Below are 19,355 nucleotides of genomic sequence, written 5' to 3' on the forward strand. Positions count from 1 at the left end.
TTTGCAAAGAATTCACACACAAACAGAAGCCCTCAACCAGCTATCTGTTTGTTTTTTACCTAATATAATGAAAAAACACAATTTTAGTGCAGGACCTTCTATTCTGCCACAATCTGTTTTTGAAAAGGCTTCAAAGGCAGTTCTTAATTTTGAAGATTCAGGCTTATCTATCCTCGAAATTTCACACAGAAGTAAAGAATTTCTCAATGTAATTGAAAAGGCACGTACTTTGGCACTGCAAACGGCGGGTTTGGATAATTCCTACGAGGCTTTATTTCTTCACGGTGGGGCAAGCACACAATTTTTGTGCGTCCCATATAATTTATTAGAGAAAAAAGCCGCTTATATTGATACAGGAACTTGGTCGAACAAGGCTTTGAAAGAAGCTCAACTGTTTGGCAATGTAGAAATTATAGCTTCCTCAAAAGCTGATGGATACAAATACATTCCTAAAGATTTTAGCATTCCTTCCGATGCTGATTATTTGCACATTACAACCAATAATACCATTTACGGAACGCAATTTCATCATATCCCAGATACTGAAATTCCGCTGGTGGCTGATATGAGTTCCGACATCTTTTCGAGGGATATTGACTACTCCAAATTCAGCCTTATTTATGCAGGTTCACAGAAAAATTTAGGTGCTTCAGGAACTGCTATGGTACTTGTAAAAAAGGAAATTCTGGGGAAAGTTTCCCGAAAAATCCCTTCGATTTTAGATTATCAAAATCAGATACAACACGAAAGTATGTTCAACACGCCCACCACGTTTTCGGTTTATGTAAATTTGCTGGTTTTGCAGTGGATTCAGGAAAAAGGTGGCGTAAAAGCCCTTGAAAAGCTTAACAAAGATAAAGCCGAGCTTCTTTACAATGAAATCGACCGCAACCCGCTTGTGGAAGGTTATGCCACAAAAGAAGACCGTTCGCTTATGAATGTTTCTTTCTTTTTGAAAGATGCATCAATGCAAGAAAAATTCGATACACTTTGGCAAAATGCTGATATCAGCGGACTCAAAGGGCATCGAAACCTTGGCGGATACCGAGCGTCCATTTACAATGCTATGCCGATTGAAAGCGTGCAAGTATTGGTTGATGTTCTTCAGGAATTTGAGCGAAAAGCGTAGAATTCACATAGCGTTATATATTCACTAATTTTTGAAAACAGGTTTTCCAATATCAGAAGACCTGTTTTTATTTATGAATATTCGTAATTATTACCAAAAATAATTACAACCTGCCAAATAATAAATAATTATTGTATTTTTGTAGCAGTATTAAATGATTTTACCTAAAGTATCTTATTTTTAAAGACAAAAAATCAACAAAAAATTAAACGCTAAAACAGAATGCTATGAAACACATTTTCTTTTTTGCTGTACTATTTCTTATATTTTCTTGTAACCCAACGGAAGAACCTCAAGAAACAAACAAAGTTATTTATACTGATTTTGTAAATCCGCTAATGGGAACGGATTCCAAATTTGAGCTTTCTAACGGAAATACATATCCTGCCATTGCCGTTCCGTGGGGAATGAATTTCTGGACGCCTCAAACCAATAAAATGGGCGATGGTTGGACGTATCAGTATCACGCCAATAAAATTCGCGGATTTAAACAAACACATCAGCCCAGCCCGTGGATTAATGATTACGGAGCTTTTTCGCTAATGCCCGTTACAGGCGAATTAAAAATTGAAGAAAATGAGCGTGCTTCGTGGTTTTCGCATAAAGCAGAAGAAGTTAAGCCTCACTATTACAAGGTTTACTTAGCAGATTATGACACTACGGTAGAAATTACGCCGACTAACAGAGCTGCTCAATTCCGTTTTACTTTCCCAAAGGCTGAAAAAGCATATATTTTGCTCGATGCATATTTTAAAGGTTCAAAAGTGAAGATTCTTCCTAATGAACGAAAGATTGTCGGATATGCTCGCAACCATAACGGAGGTGTTCCGGAGAATTTCCATAACTATTTTGTGCTTGAATTTGATAAAGATTTTGAGGTTTATAATACGTGGGGTGATGGCTGGAAACTTTCGGACAACACTGAAAATCAGGGAGAACACGTGGGGGCTGTTATCGGTTTTGCTACCAAACGTGGCGAGCAAGTGAATGTAAAAGTAGCTTCATCTTTTATCAGTACGGAACAAGCCGAACTAAACCTAAAAAATGAAATCGGCTCGGATAATTTTGAGCAAACCAAAGAAAAAGCCTTCAACATTTGGGAAAAAGAACTTTCTAAAATTTCGGTAGAAGATAGCAATATTGATAACATCCGTACGTTTTATTCTTGTCTGTATCGCATACTTTTGTTCCCTCGTACGTTTTATGAAATTGACTCTCAGGGAGAAATCGTGCATTACAGTCCTTATAACGGAAAGGTAGAGAAAGGTTATATGTTTACCGACAATGGTTTTTGGGATACGTTCCGTGCTGTATTTCCTTTCTTTAATTTGATGTATCCTGAAATGAACAAGCAGTTTATGAAAGGACTTGTTAATACGTATCGAGAATCGGGTTGGTTACCCGAGTGGGCAAGTCCGGGACATCGTGATTGTATGATTGGCTCTAATTCTGCCCCTATTATTTCCGATGCGTATTTGAAAGGAAATATCGATGACAAAGATGCTGACATTTTGCTTGAAGCGATGCTTAAAAACGCTACTCAAGATGCAGGCAGACCCGTAAAATCAGTAGGAAGAGAAGGTGTGGATTATTACAACAGACTGGGGTATGTTCCTTACAACGTGGGAATTAATGAAAATGTAGCTCGCACGCTTGAATATGCCTATGCCGATTTTGCGATTTATAAAATGGCAGAAAAAATGAATCGGAAATATGTTGTGGAACTCTATAAAAAGAAAGCTCAAAACTATCGTAATGTTTTTGATAAAGAAACCGGTTGGATGCGTGGACGTAATGAAGATGGTTCGTTCCAATCGCCTTTCAATCCGCTAAAATGGGGAGATGCTTTTACGGAAGGAAACAGTTTTCATTACACTTGGTCGGTTTTTCACGATATTGAAGGACTTATTGAACTTATGGGCGGAAAAGAAAAATTTGAACAAAAGCTTGATGAAGTCTTTCAAATGCCTCCTTTGTTTGATGATTCGTATTACGGATTTACCATACACGAAATTCGAGAGATGCAAATTATGAATATGGGTAATTACGCACACGGAAATCAGCCTATTCAGCATTTAATATATCTGTATAATTATGTAAACAAACCTGAAAAAGTACGTGAACGATTGCATCAGGTTATGAGTAAGCTCTACGCCCCTACCCCTGATGGTTATTGTGGTGATGAAGATAACGGACAGACTTCGGCTTGGTATGTGTTTAGTGCTTTGGGCTTTTATCCGGTAACTCCCGTAACAGATGATTATATTTTAGGCTATCCGCTTTTTGATAAAGTAACGATGAAGCTCCCTTATGATAAAACTTTTAGTATCACTAAGGGTAAAAAGCATCTTGAAGATGATACAAATCATAAAAAAGATACTTCGGAAGATAAAAAAGGTACTTCGGTATATCTCAACGGAAAGCAAATTGCTGGTTTTAAGCTTCCTTTTGCTGCTTTCAGGGAAAATGGTAGTTTGGAGTTTGAGTAAAAATATAACTTAATAAAAAATGAATATATGAGAACACTAATTTTTATTTGTTTGCTTCTTTCGGGCTTCCAGCTTGTTGCTCAACAGGAAGTAACTATCGAAACCAAAAGAAATCAGGATAATTCCGTAGATTTTTTATATACCAAAAGAAATGCTACCTCTTACACCTTAACTTTGAAACTCTCAGATGTGAGTAACTCGTACGATACTCCAGCTCCTCATTACATATTAAAAAACAATTCAGGTAAGTTATTCACTATGAGACCTACTAATAAAGAGCAAGGCATCAATTTTTCATATTCTTACAGATACACACAAGGTGCTTTTCAACCTCAAAAGATTGATAAATCTTTTCCTTATCTATTGCCTTTTGCTAAAGGAAAAGAAGTTTATGTTAGCGAATCAACATATGTGCTTGAAAGATATATGAATCGCCCTGCCCCAAAAGGGTGGAAAGCCTATGCCTTTGAAGGACAAGCTTTGGATAGTGTTTTTGCCATTCGCAAGGGAGTTGTAATCTTTGTTGAACAAGGTAAAGACATCAATCACAATGCTTCTTATACTTCCGAGAAAAATATGATAGTTGTAGAGCATCAAGATGGTTCTTTTGCTGAATACAAAGGCTTTAGAAAGAATGGAATTAATGTAAAAGTAGGTACCACTGTTCTTCCGAATGATTATTTAGGTGGTTTAATACAAGTAGAAGCTCCTGAAAAGCATCTTAGTTTGGTAATTTACTATCTTTCGGCACTTTCAGAGGGTGAAAAAACCGCAGAATACAGTTATATTACGCCTAATTTCCTTACCGAAGACGGAATAGCTCCTTTAGTAAGCAGAAAAACCTACAAAACAGTCATCAACACTGAAGTTTTGACCAAAGAAATGACCAGAAAAGAAAAGAAAAAATACAAATAATAGCTTTTCATAAAATCGAGAAGATTTGGGCATATCTTTCGGAAACTTGTTTTAGAAACTCAAACCATAAAGATTTTATAAAAAACTATCAAAATCATCTCCATTACGTTATTTTGGCAATATTTTATGTTTTGTTACATCCTTATATCTATTTTTTAGCTTTCGGGTTTTAACTTTCAACTTTTTCTCTATCTTTGCAAAAAAACTGTAATAAGGTAAATGTCAGAAAACACCATCACTCCGTACAAAAACTCCTCCAAGGGAAAGAAACAACAGGTAGCACAAATGTTTGACTCCATATCAGGCACTTACGACGGGCTTAACCGAGTAATTTCATTGGGTTCGGATATCAAATGGCGGAAATTTGTTGTTGAAAAAGTGGCTGAAATCACTCCTAAAAGGGTTCTTGACGTAGCAACGGGTACGGGAGATTTGGCAATTGCTCTGAGTGAAATTAACGGACTGAACATTGTTGGGCTTGACATTTCCGAAGGAATGCTATCGGTAGGACGAGAGAAAATTCAGAAGAAAAATCTTTCTGACCGTATTGAATTGGTTTCGGGTGATAGTGAAAATTTGCCTTTTGCCGATAATTATTTTGACGCTGTAACTGTGGCTTTTGGCGTGCGAAACTTTGAAAACTTGGAAAAAGGGCTTTCGGAGATTTATCGAGTTATTCGCCCCGGTGGCAGACTGGTTGTTTTGGAGACTTCTGTGCCTGAAAAGTTTCCTTTCCGTCAAGGATATTTTGCTTACACCAAATTTATTATGCCTTTAATTGGTAAAGTTTTCTCGAAAGACCGTTCGGCATATACTTATCTGTCAAAATCGGCTTCGGCTTTTCCTTACGGAAAAAAATTCAAAGCTATTTTGGATAAAATCGGATATGCTCAAACCAAATATTATCCAAAAACTCTGGGTGGAGTGGCTACTATTTATGTAGGAAATAAACCTAATACACTTTAAGATGAAAAAAATCTGTATATTTTCCATTCTTTTTCTCCTCTTTGTCGGGAGTTTTTCTGTTTGGGGACAACGAAGAGGTCCGCTTATGAATTTGGAACATTTCGACGAGAAACCGTTACAATGGGGTTACTATTTCGGCGGAAATATGTTTGATTTCAAATTCGATTATAATGATTTGGACTATGGAACTCCCACAATACGTGAAGTCAAAACCGTTAAAAATTGGGGTTTTAACGTAGGGTTATCAGGCTCAATGCGACTTATGAAATATCTTGACCTTCGGCTTGAACCCGGTTTGGTTTATAACAAACGTGACCTCTATTTTCCCGGTATGAATGAAAAGAGAGATTATCTGCGTAATGTAAGATCTACTTATATTTATATCCCTTTGCTGGTAAAATTTAGTTCGGAACGTTGGCATAATGTTAAGCCTTATCTGACTGCCGGAGCTTCGATGGCTATCAATTTAAGTAGCAATTACAACTTGAATATTGATAATTACGAACGTATTTTCAGAACACAAAGAAGTGTTTTCTTTTATGAAATGGGAATAGGGTTGGATATTTATACACCTTTCTTTCGGCTTTCTCCCTCAATACGAGCTTTGTTTTCAGTAAATAACGAACTCATTCCTGATGATAATGCTTCAAGCCCTTGGACAGGAAATTTAGGCGGAATAAAATCACGAGGTTTTTTAATTAATCTCACTTTTGAATAATCCTTACACAAAAAAGAGCAATAATAATGAAAAAAATTATAACTTTCACACTATTATTAAGTACTTATATTGGTTTCTCACAAAACTACAAATATCCTATGGCGAGCCCGAGACAAGTAATTTCTCAACAATTTTCGGTAACAAAAATATCTGTTGATTACGGGCGACCAAGCGTTCGTGGGCGTAAAATTTTTGGAGAATTAGTCCCTTATGGAAAGATTTGGCGTGTGGGAGCTAATGAAGCTACCAACATTACCTTTGAACAAAGCGTTCTGTTTGGTGGTAAACCCACAAAATTAGGCAGATATGCTATTTTCATAACTCCGGAGGAACACGAATGGAATGTGGTTTTAAACTATGATGCAGATGCCTGGGGGGCTTACAGTTACGACCCAAATGAAAATGCTATCGAAATTAAAGTTCCTGTTCAAGCTCAGAAAGAATTACAAGAATCATTGGAGATTTCCTTTGAAAGTATTAGCCAAACGAAGATTAGTTTAGTCATCCGATGGGAATATTTAAAAGCTGAAATCCCTATTGAAGTTGATAATGTGGAAAATATCAATAAAATTATTGACCACCTAAAAGAAATCAAACAAGTGGAACGCGATATGGGCGTTTAATCAACTGACTATCAATAAAAAAAAGGCTCGAATTTTTAGATTCGAGCCTTTTTTACATAAGTTTCAAATGTAAAATCATATTGATGTCTTTCATCTTTTGGCACATAATGTGAAGATTCCAATTTCCACTTATCTTTAGGAATTTCCGGAAAAAAAGCATCTGCATCGTCAAATGTAGCGTGTACGCGTGTCAGTTCAATTTTGTCAGCGATGTCTAACGCCAAATGATAAATTTCCCCTCCTCCTATTACATACGGATTTTCGTCTATTTCCTTTGCTTTTTTTATTGCTTCAGCAAGGGAAGAGACCACAATACAACCCTCTGCCGTGTAATTTTCCTGCCGTGTAATTACAATGTGAATCCTGTTAGGCAATAACTTAGGAAAAGTTTCAAACGTTTTTCTTCCCATTATGATACAATGCCCGGTGGTTAGGTTTTTGAATCGTTTGAAATCTTCCGGAAGATACCAAAGTAAACCTCCATTTCTCCCCAAAGCATTATTTTCAGAGGCTGCGGCAATCAGTGTTATCATTGGTTTTGAGTATCTTGTGGCTTAATTACTACATCTGTTTGTTCCTTCAACGTTTGTTCCTTTAGTAATTCTTGTTGAGCTTTTTCTCTCTCTTTTTGAAGTTCTTTCTCTACGCTGGCTTCCATTTTCAGAATTTTCTTCTGCTGTAACTCAACCAAACGCTGACGTTCTTTTCTTTCCCATTCTTTTCCCATAAAACGCTCTATCACAAAGACATTTATAACGTGTAACAAAAAAAGAAACGTCCAGATGAGAATCCCCCAAATGTACCAATTATATGTTGTTTCAGAATAGAGTAACTTATTGATTACCACCATAAAGATACATCCCAAAACAAATACCCACAGATGTAAAAACAAAAGTTTTTTCTGTTTTATTCTTCTCTGAGCGTTTTCAAATAACTCATATTGAGCCGGTTCCATTGTTTTTTTATTTTCTTGCATTATATTTCAGTTTATGTTTATAGTGCCAAAAGTACAACTTTTATTCTTACTCCCAAAATATTTTATCTTGCATTTTCAAATTCTTCCAAAGCACTGTAAACCAAATGAGTAGGAAGACCAATAACATTATTATAAGAACCCTCGATAGCTGTAACTCCCACATAACCAATCCATTCCTGAATGCCATAAGCTCCAGCCTTATCATAAGGTTTGTATTCTGTCAGATAAAAATCTATTTCCTTGTCTGTAAACGTTTTAAAAGTCACTTTTGTAACACAATTGACTATTTTTTGCTTTTTCGACGTGGTAAAACAAACTGACGTAATCACCTCGTGTTGCTTGCCCGACAACGATTTGAGCATTTCAAATCCTTCATCATAATCTTTAGGTTTCCCGAGAGCCTTTCCTTCGTGCCACACAATAGTATCTGAAGTAATCAAAATATCATTTTCCTTCAATGTGCCGAAAAATGGTTTAGCTTTTTGGACAGATAAATAATCTGTTATTTCCTCCCTTTGCAAATTTTCCGGATAGGTTTCATCAATGGGTTTTAAAATTATCTCATAATTCAGATGCAACTCCTTGAAAAACTGCTGCCTGCGAGGAGATGCCGATGCCAAAATGATGTTCTTCATATTTCTTAATTAAAAAATTGCTTTACTACTCAGGATATTCTATCCGAATGTGATAAATATTTGTCAGTTTATTTTTAAAGACTTTTTTAATCTTTTCGATTTCCTTAAGCGTGATATCCGCATTCATAAACTGATTGTCATCTAATTGCTTTTTGATGATTTTTTCTACAAATTCATCAAGTATTTCATATGTTGGGTTTTTTAAACTTTTGGTAGCTGCTTCCACCGAATCTGCCATCATCAAAATTGCGGTTTCCTTTGAAAAAGGTTTAGGACCAGGATAACGGAAGTCAGACTCCAGACAATTAGGATTTTGCTCTTGTTCTTTTCTGAAAAAATAATATGTTAGGCTGGTGCCGTGATGCGTGCGGATAAAATCAATGATTCGCTGAGGTAACTTGTTTTTGCGTGCAAGTTCAATTCCGTCAGTGACGTGCCTTATTATAATTTTAGCACTTTGCAAAGGAGTCAGTGAATCGTGAGGATTAGCACTTGTTTTCTGATTTTCAATAAAATACACAGGATTAAGCATCTTACCGATATCGTGATACAACGCCCCTACCCTCACCAACAAAGCATTTGCACCAATTTCAGAAGCCGCAGCTTCCGCCAAATTAGCCACCTGCATTGAATGCTGAAATGTGCCGGGAGCTTTCTCTGAAAGTTCACGCAATAATCTGGAATTTGTGTCGCTCAACTCAAGAAGCGAAACATCGGAAACCAACCCGAAACTTTTTTCATAAATATACGTAAATGGCTGAGAGAAAAGCATTCCCACTCCATTCAGAAAAAAAAGCGTAAACAAAGAAATGTTCAATCCGGAAATGGTTCCTTCCGTAATTGCGTGAAAAGCTATGTAAATCACAAAATAAGCTCCCGTAATTAAAGCCGCTGATACAAAGCTATTCAAACGATAATGTAAATCTCTCGGAGCAATGATAATAGCCAAAACCGCAACTATCTGAATAAAAACAAATTGAAAGCTATTCGGAACAATAAATCCTATTATCAAAATTGTGGCTATGAAAACGAAAATAACCGTTCTTAAATCAAAAAAAGACTTGAGTATCAAAGCCATCATACCAACAGGAACGATGTAAATATACTGAGGGAAAGTCCGTGTAATAATTCCCACAAATGCAATTATTGTGAGCATATTAAGCAGAATAACAGTTATTTTTACGTTATTCTTATAGATGCTTTTTTCGTAAATTTTCAAATATAATCCTATAACCAAAAGAACTATGCTCACCAAAACGTAATATCCTGTTAATGACCACACATAATTCTTATGATTCCACGTTTCCTCCTCATATTCAGACTGTAAGGACAATAACGTATTAAAACGCTCACCTTCAACCATTTCCCCTCTGGCGATGATAAGCTGTCCTTTTTTTACCCAACCTCGCGTGTAAACAATTTCTTTCAGATTTTCTTCAAGTGTTTTCTTTGTAAAATTTTGCTCTATCGATATGTCTGGTTGCAAAATTTCAAAGAACAAATCGTGATATTTCTTCTTGTATTTGTTGTAAGGATATTCGGCGAAATATTTTGTAACTTCCGAGTTTAACTCATTCAACTTCAATACCTTATTTGCTGAAATTTCAGAAAATTCATTACCGTGTTGGATAAGGTTTATTTCTCCCTCACCAATGCTTTCCATTGAAAGTATGACTCCATCTTGATAAATCTTTTTCAAAAATTCCTCTGCTTTTGCAAGTAATTCTTGTTTTGTTTGCTCGGGAACATCATTAAAATATGACTCTTTTTTATTATTGAAATTAGATATAACAGACTGATAAACAGATGTATCCTTCACATAATACACAATTGAATTTTCCTTTATTTCTTCTTTTTCTGCCTCAATTTGTTCCGCAGTTTTTTTCAAAGGAAAATCAAACGGAGCATAAAGTGTTTCGTGTTGCCACAGCTTACCTTTCTGAAATTCGTACTTAAATTTTGCCTTTTTAGGAAATACTTGAACTATAAGAATCAAAGCCACCAAAAAAGCTATTATTTTGAAAATCAGAGATTCTCTCAAATATAAAGAATACCGAAATTTTTTCATTATCAAAATTAATTTACCAAGTACAATAATTTACAAATGTACGGAAAATATTTAAATATCAATATTTTGTAAAAAGCTGAAAAATAATTATTTTTGCTTCGCATCTTTTGAATTTAAAAGGATTTATTTTTGAAATGTCTATTTCAATAAAAAATATTGCTCATACACAGCTCACTGAAAATTTCAGTGTGGAAGATTATTGCATTTTTGCTTTTCGCGGAAGTGGTACTTTTTCCGTTGATTTTGTGGAATATAAGTATGATGGTAATACGTTATTATTTCTTTCTCCCTTTCAAAATTTTCAGAAAAATGAAGGAAATATGGAAAAAATAAATCTGCTTCAATTTCACGGCGATTTTTATTGCATTGAATATCACAAAAAAGAAGTTGCCTGTAACGGACTGTTATTCAATAACATATTTCTTTTACCTCATATTAAAGTTTCTGAAAAATGCTTTGAGGAAATTTTGCACATTTTTTCTCGTATTGAAAATGAATTACTATCTGAATCTGCTTATTCTCAAGCCATACTCAAGGCGTACTTGCAGCTTATTTTGGCTCTTTCAAGCAAGGAAAAAAGTAATATTTTAGAAAAAACGGAACAAAACACTGAGCATAATTTGGCTCTGAATTTTCAGAAATCATTGGAAGAACATTTTTTAACCGAGCGTGGCATACAATTCTACGCCGACCAAGCATATTTATCTCCTGATGCTTTCAGCAAGAAAATCAAACAGTTATTAGGAAAATCTCCAACAAAATTGATACAGGAAAGGATGATTTTGGAAGCTAAAAAACAATTGCATCTAACGCATAAAACCATCAAGGAAATTGCTTTTGATATGAATTTCAAGGACGAATTTTACTTCAGTCGTTTTTTCAAAAAATCCGTTGGAAAATCTCCAAAATTTTTCAGAGAAAACGTAGGAATCTCAATCGTCGCAAAATAGTCTATGTTATATCCTTTTTTGTCCATTTAATTATCAATCAAATAATTGTTATATTTACACCCGAAAATTTAACGTAACACATATTATCGTAACATTCTAAAAATCAAAAACAATGGAAAAATTACTTACATTTTTGGCAGATAGCCAGCGTACTTTTGTGAATTTCATTCGAGTAGCAATTTTCATCGTAATGGCTTGGATTGGAGGTTTGAAAGCTTTTCAATACGAGGCAGACGGGATTGTTCCTTTTGTAATTAACAGCCCTTTTATGAACTTTTTCTACAATAACACAGGAAAAACTGCTGTAAATGACAAAGGAGATACAGTTGCTGAATACACTTTACACAAAAACCCTGAAGGGAAAATGGTTGCCAAAAACATTGAGTGGCACAAACAAAATGGAACCTACTGGTTTTCATACGGATTAGGAACTGTTATCTGCATAATCGGATTACTTGTTCTTTTAGGAATTTGGTCACCAAAAATTGGTGTTATCGGAGGGCTTCTTACCTTTGGTATGTCAATCGTAACTCTCTCATTCTTAATTACAACTCCTGAAGTTTACGTACCTAATTTAGGAGGAGATATGCCTACACCTAACTTCGGTTTCCCATATCTTTCAGGTGCAGGACGTTTGGTATTGAAAGATATCATTATGTCAGCAGGAGGTTTGATTGCAGCCTCTGAGGCAGCACAACGCTTACTTAAAAGACAATAAATACCACTCTAACAAATAACAAAAATAAGCCGCTCCAGTTTGGAGCGGCTTATTTGTTTTGTACCAATTAAAAAAGATAAAAATGAAATGTTTTTATCAATAAGACGATTAAAACCGTAAAATGTTACAAGCTTTAAAGTATTTTTTTTGAACTATTTTTATAAACAATTGACAATCAATACAAAATTACAAGAAAATTATCTTGAAATATTTGCTCCGCTTGCAGAACCAACGCCAACAACAGAATCATACAAAGCTCCGGGAGCTCGATAATATACCAGAATCAAATAATTATTTTCCGTTTGCTGAAAATTTCCGCCTACTTCGTTAAAATTTATTTCGTTTTTATCTTTCGTAGCAAATTTGTAATTATAAAAACCTTGTTTTAAAAGTACTTTCCCTTGAAAAATTCCATTTTTCTCGTTATATGTCAGCTTGTAAGCATCTGAAATTTCATAATTTGAGAATTTTCCGTAAACATAAACTTCCTTTGAATTATAATTTGGTTTTCCTTCCAAAGCAAAATGAACCCAAACGTAATCAGACTCATTATCAGGATTCATTCCGTTTATCGTATTTACCAGAAAATCACCGTTAATATCAGGAAAGTATGTATAAACTCGATTTGCACGACTTTCATTTCCAAACAGATAATGTTCAAATAATTCATTTTGCTCTATCCGAAGAATTCCAGCCGAAGCAACTCGTAAATCCTTACTGTCAAAATTCAAAAACTCATTCCCTCCCCAAAAAGCACTTTCTGAATCATACCTGTAAATCAATTCGTTACCCATAACATATTGTGGTTTCAATTTCGTTATGGCATTATCCCAACGATAGTTCTGTAAAACAGCAACTTGCACGGTAGATTTCGGGTCTTGCAAGCGTATATCTTTCTCTTTTACAGAAAATTGAACTACTTGTTTTGTGTCAAAAAATTGCAAGTCACGGGAACGCTTCACCTCAGCCAAAACGCCTACTAACGGATTGTAAACCACGAATCTGCGTGAAAAGATTTCTTCTCCGTAACTATCTGTTATTGAGAGCAAATAATTCCCTGTTAATGTTATTTTAGTCAGCTCATTAGGGAATGTTAAGCGGTAATGTGAGTAAATCTGTAATGTAGCATAAGAACTACTTTCTGACTGGAAAGATTGTTCGTCCAATCCTTTGATATACTCACTTTTCAGCAATGTAGAAGGCGACCAATCGGCATTGCAATGCGTAATTTTATAGTAATAAACTTCTTCCGCACCTCGCAAATCGTCAAACTGTAACGTAAATGTTTCATTGATACGCACCAACGGAAATTGTCCTCTTTCGTTTTCAGAGGCTTTGAAAATGATTGTTTTGATATACTCAGACGGATTCTTTTCTGTCAAAATTTGAGCATCCAAATTCATAGAAAGAAATGCAAATATGAAATACAATAATCGTTTCATAAAATCAGTTTTTAAAAATCAAATGTACTTAAAAAAATGATGTAAACAAAAATTTTTATCTTTGTGCTTTCTTAATTTTCTATTTTAACTAAAAGAAATGAAATATCTTATCAAAAACAAATGGATAATAATAGGCGTTTTTTTAGGAGCTATCGCAGGATATCTGTACTATTATTATATTGGCTGTGCATCAGGAACTTGTGCTATTACTTCTAATCCGCTAAATAGTACACTTTACGGGGCTGTTATGGGCGGGCTGCTGTTGAGCATTCTTGTTCCGACGAAGAAAAATACAAAAATGTTAAAGGAAGTCGCTCCGAAAGCTGTGGTTATTGATGTTCGAACTCCGTCAGAATTTCAGTCGGGGCATTTTGAAAATTCTGTGAATATTCCTTTGGATGAAATTCCAAACAGAATAGCTGAAATCAAATCATTTAACAAGCCTGTTATCTGTTGTTGCCGTTCAGGAATGAGAAGCCAGAAAGCAGCAAAACTTCTACAAAATCAAGGAATTGAATGTTACAGCGGAGGTTCGTGGCAAGAAGTAAAAGATTTATATTAAGTATTTTATAACTATTGTCAGTTAGCGAATATGAATTTAGTTCACACTACATATAGTAAAAATTTTTATCTTTGCACCCGCTAACTTTCAATCAAATTTATGACAAATTCAGGAAAAATAGAGCTGATGGCTCCCGCAGGAAACTTCGAATCGTTACAAGCAGCTATTGATAATGGTGCTGATTCGGTATATTTTGGAGTTGACCAGCTGAATATGAGGGCAAGAGCGAGCATCAATTTCACCATTGACGATTTGGACGAAATTGCAAAACGTTGCCACCCAAAAGGTATCCGTACCTATCTTACCTTAAACACAATCATATACGACCACGATTTATCCATCATAAAAACCTTGCTCGACGCTGCAAAGAAGGCAAACTTAACCGCAGTGATTGCTATGGATCAAGCAGTGATTGCCTATGCTCGTCAAATTGGTATGGAAGTGCATATTTCTACCCAAATCAATATTACAAACATCGAAACGGTGCGTTTTTATGCAATGTTTGCCGACACAATGGTAATGAGTCGTGAATTGAGCCTTAGGCAGGTAAAGAAAATCGCCGAGCAAATCCAAAGGGAACAGATTAAAGGTCCGTCAGGGAATTTGGTCGAGATAGAAATCTTCGGTCACGGAGCGTTGTGTATGGCGGTTTCAGGAAAATGCTATTTGAGTTTGCATTCGCATAATTCATCGGCAAATCGAGGGGCGTGTAAGCAAAATTGCCGAAAAAAATACACGGTTATCGACCAAGAAAGTGGTTTTGAAATCGAAATCGATAACGAATATATGATGTCGCCCAAAGATTTGTGTACGATTGACTTTCTCGACCAAGTGATTGACGCAGGAGCCAAAGTACTCAAAATTGAAGGACGCGGAAGAGCTCCCGAATACGTGGCGACTGTCATAAAAACCTATCGTGAAGCCATCGATGCGTATTACGAGGGGACATACTCAAAAGAAAAGGTTGGAAAATGGATGGAAGCCCTTTCAACCGTTTACAACAGAGGATTTTGGAGTGGATATTATTTGGGACAGAAATTGGGAGAATGGAGCGAGAATCCGGGGTCGAACGCCACACAGAAAAAGGTGTATGTAGGACAAGGAAAGCACTATTTTCCAAAATCGGGGATTGCGGAATTTCTCATCGAAGCCTATGACATTAAAGTGGGCGACAAACTCCTCATTACAGGCCCTACCACAGGCGTACAGGAGTTCGTTTTGGAAAATATGATGGTCAATGACGCTCCTGCACAAACGGCAACCAAAGGCGACTCTTGCACCATCAAAACCGATTTCAGAATTCGTCTGTCAGATAAACTATATAAGATTGTAGCTACGGAGTTTGCGAAGTAGTTATAAAAATGAAATAAATAATTATATATAAATAGAATCGTTATGGAAAATTTAATTATCAACGAAAATAATACAGAAACAAACAAATACGAAGGGGATTATGATGAAAATGAATCATCGGCTTCTATATCTGAATATGATATCACAGTATCTCCAAATGATTTCAATTTAGGAACTATTTTTAATTTTATAGAAAAAGGTGTTTTTAAAATACCAGGATTTCAAAGAAATTATGTTTGGGATATAAAAAGAGCTTCTAAATTAATAGAGTCACTATTGATGAATATTCCTATACCTCAAATATTTTTATACGAAGAAGGGAAAAATAATTTTTTAGTTATTGACGGACAGCAAAGGTTAATGTCTATATACTATTTTATGAAAGAAAGATTTCCAAAGAGAGACAAAAGGGTTGAATTACGAAAGATTTTTGAGGAAAATAGTAAAATTCCTGATGAAATATTATATAATAATGAATATTTTATAGATTTCAATTTAAATTTACCAGAGCAATTACCAGATAATCCAAACAAATTTAACAAAAAAAACTATTCTACTTTAGAGGATACAGATAAAACAGCACTCGAGTTAAAAACAATAAGAAATATAATAATAAGATCGAATAAAGAAAATAATCATTCTGTTGAATTTGAAATCTTTAATAGACTTAATACAGGGGGAGTAAATTTAAAACCACAAGAAATTAGAACAAGTTTATACCATTCGAAATTTTACGATATGTTGTATAAAATAAATTCATCTGAGAATTGGAGAAGTTTATTGAAAAATCCTACTCCAAATATAAATATGAAAGAAGTAGAAATTTTATTAAGAGGATTTGCTATGCTTGTGAATAAGAATAATTATAGACCAAGTATGACTAAGTTCCTTAATATATTCTCTTATGAAGCAAAATCTTTCGAGAAAAACAAAATAGATTTATTGGAAAAAATTTTTAATAAATTTATTGAGTTTTGTGTGAATCTAAAAGATGAAAATTTATTTTTTACATCAAATAATAGGTTTAATATTTCAGTGTATGAAGCTATTTTTTCAACATTGTGTGAAAACGCTTATCAGAATGAAGATGAAAACTCAATATCTAATACAAGTTTAGAAAAGATAAATAGATTGAAAAAGGATGAAGATTTCATCAGAGCATCATCTTATAATACTTCAAGTAAAAAAAATGTAGATGAGAGGAATCGTATTGCTAAACAAATATTGCTAAGTGATGGGGAGTAATTCTGTTGAACAACTATGGGACGAAATTAATAATATTAGAAATATTTTAATGGATAAGGATGAAGTTTCCCTATTAGTTTTTTATGAAAAGACTATGGCAAAAGTATTTTTATTTTCTTGTGCTAGTTTTTTTGAAGCAGAAATGAAAAAAATATTAGAAGAATATGTGAAAAATTATATTAGTGATAAAAAAATAGCTGAGCTTGTAAAAAATAAGATTTTAAGTAGAGATTATCACACTCTATTTAATTGGAACGCAGCGAATATAAACAATTTTACAGGTTTGTTTGGTGCAGATTTTAAAAAGAGAGTAGAGACAGAAATAGAAAATAATGCAAATTTTAAAGAAAGTACGAATGCATTTTTGGATATAGGAAAAGAAAGAAATCAATCAGCACATAATGATTTTGCTTCATATAATTTACCTAAAACTATAGAAGAAGTTCATACATTATATGAAAAAGCGAAAGAATTTCCTATAAAAATGAAGGAATTACTGACTGAAAGAAATGATGAAACAAATGAAATAAGTAGTAACTCATAATAACCAAATGCACCACTAAAACACCCTTCGGAGCGTTCAAATAATGCAATGTAACACTAAAATACATTCCGAAGCATTTTAATAAGTCAATGTGGGACTAAAATAAGCAAATGTATAACTAAAAAACCTTCCGAAGTATTAAAATAACAAAGGGAGACACCAAAACATAAAAAGAATTCAAAGAATAGGAAAATAATTGTAAAAACGCTAAAAAATGAAAACATATTATCTATCTAACGAACAAATGCTTCAGAATTTTGGAGCGATGTTTGAAAATCTGTCCAAAGAGGGCGATTTGAAAACAGAATTAGCAGAATACGGCTACGACGATGCCAAAATCGCTGAAGGAAAAGCCCTTTACGATGAAGCTCGTAAAACATTCGATGCCAATATAAAAGAAACACGCGAAGAAACTTCCGCATCATTGGCTTTTCAGGAAAAATATCAAAATGTACAGAAAAAATACAGCACACATCGCAAAAAAGCACGCATCGTTTTTGAGGACAACGAAGAAGCCCTGCGTCAGCTAAAACTCAAAGGCAGTGCTGCCAGAGCCATCGCCGTAGCTATGGAAGAGATGCGGGCGTTTTATCAGCTTTTGGATACCACTCCAAGTCTTCTAACGCCTCTTAAGCAACTAAAAATCACTGAGGAAGATATTAAAAATCAGCTTCAAGAATTCCCCGAAGTGGAAAAAGCCTACGCCACATATCTGCAAGAAAAAGGCGAAAGCCAACAAGCCACCCGAGACAAAAACAAAGCCTTTGAAGCTCTCGATAAATGGGTATCGAAATTCTATAAAGTAGCTAAAATTGCCCTTGAAGACCGTCCGCAACTTTTGGAAGCTCTCGGGAAATTTGTAAGAAGCTAATGATTTTTTCAGAAAGATAATACACCAAGAAAAAGTAAAAATTTTGATTGGTTTAAGCAGAGATATCGTTAAAATTAAGTAAAATGACGTTTTATAAGCATCTGATTTTTTAATCTGTCGGGCTGAACGAAAGCAAAAACATTAAATTCTCGCAAGGCTTCGACTTCGCTCAGCCTGACAAGAATATTGGCATTGCAAAAAGCGACTTATTTAATAATAGCCAACTATCTCAATAAATTGATAAATAAAAATAAACAATGGTAGTAGTAACCTTACAACGTGACAAATGCATTGGGTGTAATTACTGTGTGGAGATGGCTCCCGAGCAGTTTCAGATGTCCAAAAAAGACGGAAAAAGCGTATTGCTTCGTTCCACCGAAAAGAAGGGCTTTTTTACGTTGAAATCACACGATGATAACATTTTTGAACCTTGTGAAGCCGCCCAAAAAGCGTGTCCCGTTAAAATTATTTCTACCAAGAAGATATAATATAATGCATTTTAAAACTTTATAAAAAATACTAACAATGAAAAAGTTTCTATTTTTAATTTTCGCAATCGCATCATTTTCACAGATGCAAGCTCAATACATCGGGGTTAGAGCGGGGTACAATCATTCTACTTTGAGCGGAGACACCTCCCAAGGCTCTTCGGTTCGTGGCAATCACGGAATTTATGCCGGAGTAACTTTAGAATTTCCGCTTTCGAGATTTTTTTCTTTCCAAACCGAAGCTTCATATTCTCGGATAGGAGCGAAAATCAGTTCGCCAAGCGTTGGAAACACAAATTTGACTTTGGATTATTTGAGCGTTCCTGCTTTGGCTAAAATTAATATATATGAAGGATTGAGCCTGCACACCGGTCCTCAATTTAATTTTTTAGTCAATAATAATGACTTTTCTTTCGAGAAGGACGAAGTTTTCACCACTGTCAGCCGTAAAGCTGTGGATTCTTTTGATATGTCATTAGTGGTTGGAGTCAATTACAGAACGAGTTTTGGTTGGTGCTTTGAGGCACGATTTAGCCAAGGTTTGACCAACATTCTTGAGTCAGAAGAAAGCTCACTAACGAATACGGGATTTAGTCCTAATTATAATTTCAAAAACACGGTTCTTTCTGTAGGAGTGGGCTACGTTTTTTAATAACTTAAGTC

General features: G+C 34.9%; 20 protein-coding genes. 15 read left to right on the forward strand and 5 right to left on the reverse strand.

Annotation, left to right across the window (positions count from 1 at the left end; genetic code table 11):
* Window positions 1–67 precede the first annotated feature (67 nt).
* The 6 genes from serC to CGC58_RS03285 all read left to right on the forward strand — a co-directional run bounded on the left by serC (window position 68) and on the right by CGC58_RS03285 (window position 6,840).
* Window positions 68–1,129, forward strand: coding sequence for a 3-phosphoserine/phosphohydroxythreonine transaminase (serC, locus tag CGC58_RS03260; RefSeq protein WP_095895099.1), 1,062 nt, complete (start codon window positions 68–70; stop codon window positions 1,127–1,129).
* 227 nt (window positions 1,130–1,356) lie between these two features.
* Window positions 1,357–3,618 carry a GH92 family glycosyl hydrolase gene (locus CGC58_RS03265; RefSeq protein WP_095895100.1) on the forward strand — a complete coding sequence of 754 codons (2,262 nt, stop codon included), beginning with the start codon at window positions 1,357–1,359 and terminating at the stop codon, window positions 3,616–3,618.
* A 27-nt stretch (window positions 3,619–3,645) separates the two neighbouring features.
* Window positions 3,646–4,533, forward strand: a complete 888-nt coding sequence (locus CGC58_RS03270; RefSeq protein ID WP_095895101.1) for a M23 family metallopeptidase — start codon at window positions 3,646–3,648, stop codon at window positions 4,531–4,533.
* Between the two features lie 219 nt (window positions 4,534–4,752).
* Window positions 4,753–5,499, forward strand: a complete 747-nt coding sequence (gene ubiE, locus CGC58_RS03275) for a bifunctional demethylmenaquinone methyltransferase/2-methoxy-6-polyprenyl-1,4-benzoquinol methylase UbiE (RefSeq protein WP_095895102.1) — start codon at window positions 4,753–4,755, stop codon at window positions 5,497–5,499.
* Window position 5,500: 1 nt separating this feature from the next.
* Entirely contained in the window at window positions 5,501–6,217 is a 717-nt protein-coding gene (porT, locus tag CGC58_RS03280; protein ID WP_095895103.1) for a type IX secretion/gliding motility protein PorT/SprT, read from the forward strand.
* Between the two features lie 26 nt (window positions 6,218–6,243).
* On the forward strand, window positions 6,244–6,840 hold the full coding sequence (locus tag CGC58_RS03285; RefSeq protein ID WP_198540746.1) for a DUF2911 domain-containing protein: 597 nt from the start codon (window positions 6,244–6,246) through the stop codon (window positions 6,838–6,840).
* Between the two features lie 35 nt (window positions 6,841–6,875).
* Here the strand turns inward: CGC58_RS03285 and CGC58_RS03290 are convergent, their stop codons facing one another.
* The 4 genes from CGC58_RS03290 to CGC58_RS03305 all read right to left on the reverse strand — a co-directional run bounded on the left by CGC58_RS03290 (window position 6,876) and on the right by CGC58_RS03305 (window position 10,519).
* The gene (locus tag CGC58_RS03290) at window positions 6,876–7,373 is read right to left on the reverse strand and encodes a dihydrofolate reductase (RefSeq protein ID WP_095895104.1); all 498 of its coding nucleotides are present in this window, start codon (window positions 7,371–7,373) and stop codon (window positions 6,876–6,878) included.
* The gene (locus CGC58_RS03295; RefSeq protein ID WP_095895105.1) at window positions 7,370–7,816 is read right to left on the reverse strand and encodes a 2TM domain-containing protein; all 447 of its coding nucleotides are present in this window, start codon (window positions 7,814–7,816) and stop codon (window positions 7,370–7,372) included. Before CGC58_RS03295 ends, CGC58_RS03290 begins: the two co-directional genes overlap by 4 nt.
* A gap of 62 nt (window positions 7,817–7,878) precedes the next feature.
* Entirely contained in the window at window positions 7,879–8,451 is a 573-nt protein-coding gene (locus CGC58_RS03300; protein ID WP_095895106.1) for a Maf-like protein, read from the reverse strand.
* 25 nt (window positions 8,452–8,476) lie between these two features.
* Window positions 8,477–10,519, reverse strand: a complete 2,043-nt coding sequence (locus tag CGC58_RS03305) for an HD family phosphohydrolase (protein ID WP_095895107.1) — start codon at window positions 10,517–10,519, stop codon at window positions 8,477–8,479.
* 134 nt (window positions 10,520–10,653) lie between these two features.
* Between CGC58_RS03305 and CGC58_RS03310 the strand changes: the two genes are divergently transcribed.
* Both CGC58_RS03310 and CGC58_RS03315 read left to right on the forward strand, forming a co-directional pair.
* The gene (locus tag CGC58_RS03310) at window positions 10,654–11,469 is read left to right on the forward strand and encodes a helix-turn-helix domain-containing protein (RefSeq protein ID WP_095897088.1); all 816 of its coding nucleotides are present in this window, start codon (window positions 10,654–10,656) and stop codon (window positions 11,467–11,469) included.
* Window positions 11,470–11,581: 112 nt separating this feature from the next.
* Window positions 11,582–12,187, forward strand: coding sequence for a DUF417 family protein (locus CGC58_RS03315; RefSeq protein ID WP_095895108.1), 606 nt, complete (start codon window positions 11,582–11,584; stop codon window positions 12,185–12,187).
* Window positions 12,188–12,384: 197 nt separating this feature from the next.
* Here the strand turns inward: CGC58_RS03315 and CGC58_RS03320 are convergent, their stop codons facing one another.
* On the reverse strand, window positions 12,385–13,629 hold the full coding sequence (locus tag CGC58_RS03320; RefSeq protein WP_095895109.1) for a type IX secretion system plug protein: 1,245 nt from the start codon (window positions 13,627–13,629) through the stop codon (window positions 12,385–12,387).
* A 97-nt stretch (window positions 13,630–13,726) separates the two neighbouring features.
* Here CGC58_RS03320 and CGC58_RS03325 point away from each other — a divergent pair, with 97 nt between their 5' ends.
* The 7 genes from CGC58_RS03325 to CGC58_RS03355 all read left to right on the forward strand — a co-directional run bounded on the left by CGC58_RS03325 (window position 13,727) and on the right by CGC58_RS03355 (window position 19,344).
* Window positions 13,727–14,191 carry a DUF6132 family protein gene (locus CGC58_RS03325; RefSeq protein ID WP_095895110.1) on the forward strand — a complete coding sequence of 155 codons (465 nt, stop codon included), beginning with the start codon at window positions 13,727–13,729 and terminating at the stop codon, window positions 14,189–14,191.
* Window positions 14,192–14,290: 99 nt separating this feature from the next.
* The gene (locus tag CGC58_RS03330; RefSeq protein WP_042344443.1) at window positions 14,291–15,544 is read left to right on the forward strand and encodes a peptidase U32 family protein; all 1,254 of its coding nucleotides are present in this window, start codon (window positions 14,291–14,293) and stop codon (window positions 15,542–15,544) included.
* A 42-nt stretch (window positions 15,545–15,586) separates the two neighbouring features.
* Window positions 15,587–16,789 carry a GmrSD restriction endonuclease domain-containing protein gene (locus tag CGC58_RS03335; protein ID WP_095895111.1) on the forward strand — a complete coding sequence of 401 codons (1,203 nt, stop codon included), beginning with the start codon at window positions 15,587–15,589 and terminating at the stop codon, window positions 16,787–16,789.
* Window positions 16,779–17,333 carry a HEPN domain-containing protein gene (locus CGC58_RS03340; RefSeq protein WP_095895112.1) on the forward strand — a complete coding sequence of 185 codons (555 nt, stop codon included), beginning with the start codon at window positions 16,779–16,781 and terminating at the stop codon, window positions 17,331–17,333. Before CGC58_RS03335 ends, CGC58_RS03340 begins: the two co-directional genes overlap by 11 nt.
* 214 nt (window positions 17,334–17,547) lie before the next feature.
* A complete protein-coding gene (locus CGC58_RS03345) occupies window positions 17,548–18,204 on the forward strand; it encodes a hypothetical protein (RefSeq protein WP_095895113.1) in 657 nt (218 codons plus the stop codon).
* 257 nt (window positions 18,205–18,461) lie between these two features.
* On the forward strand, window positions 18,462–18,692 hold the full coding sequence (locus CGC58_RS03350) for a ferredoxin (protein ID WP_041997440.1): 231 nt from the start codon (window positions 18,462–18,464) through the stop codon (window positions 18,690–18,692).
* A 37-nt stretch (window positions 18,693–18,729) separates the two neighbouring features.
* Window positions 18,730–19,344, forward strand: a complete 615-nt coding sequence (locus tag CGC58_RS03355) for a porin family protein (RefSeq protein WP_095895114.1) — start codon at window positions 18,730–18,732, stop codon at window positions 19,342–19,344.
* Window positions 19,345–19,355: the final 11 nt, after the last annotated feature.

The organism is Capnocytophaga stomatis, assembly GCF_002302635.1.
GTDB lineage: Bacteria > Bacteroidota > Bacteroidia > Flavobacteriales > Flavobacteriaceae > Capnocytophaga > Capnocytophaga stomatis.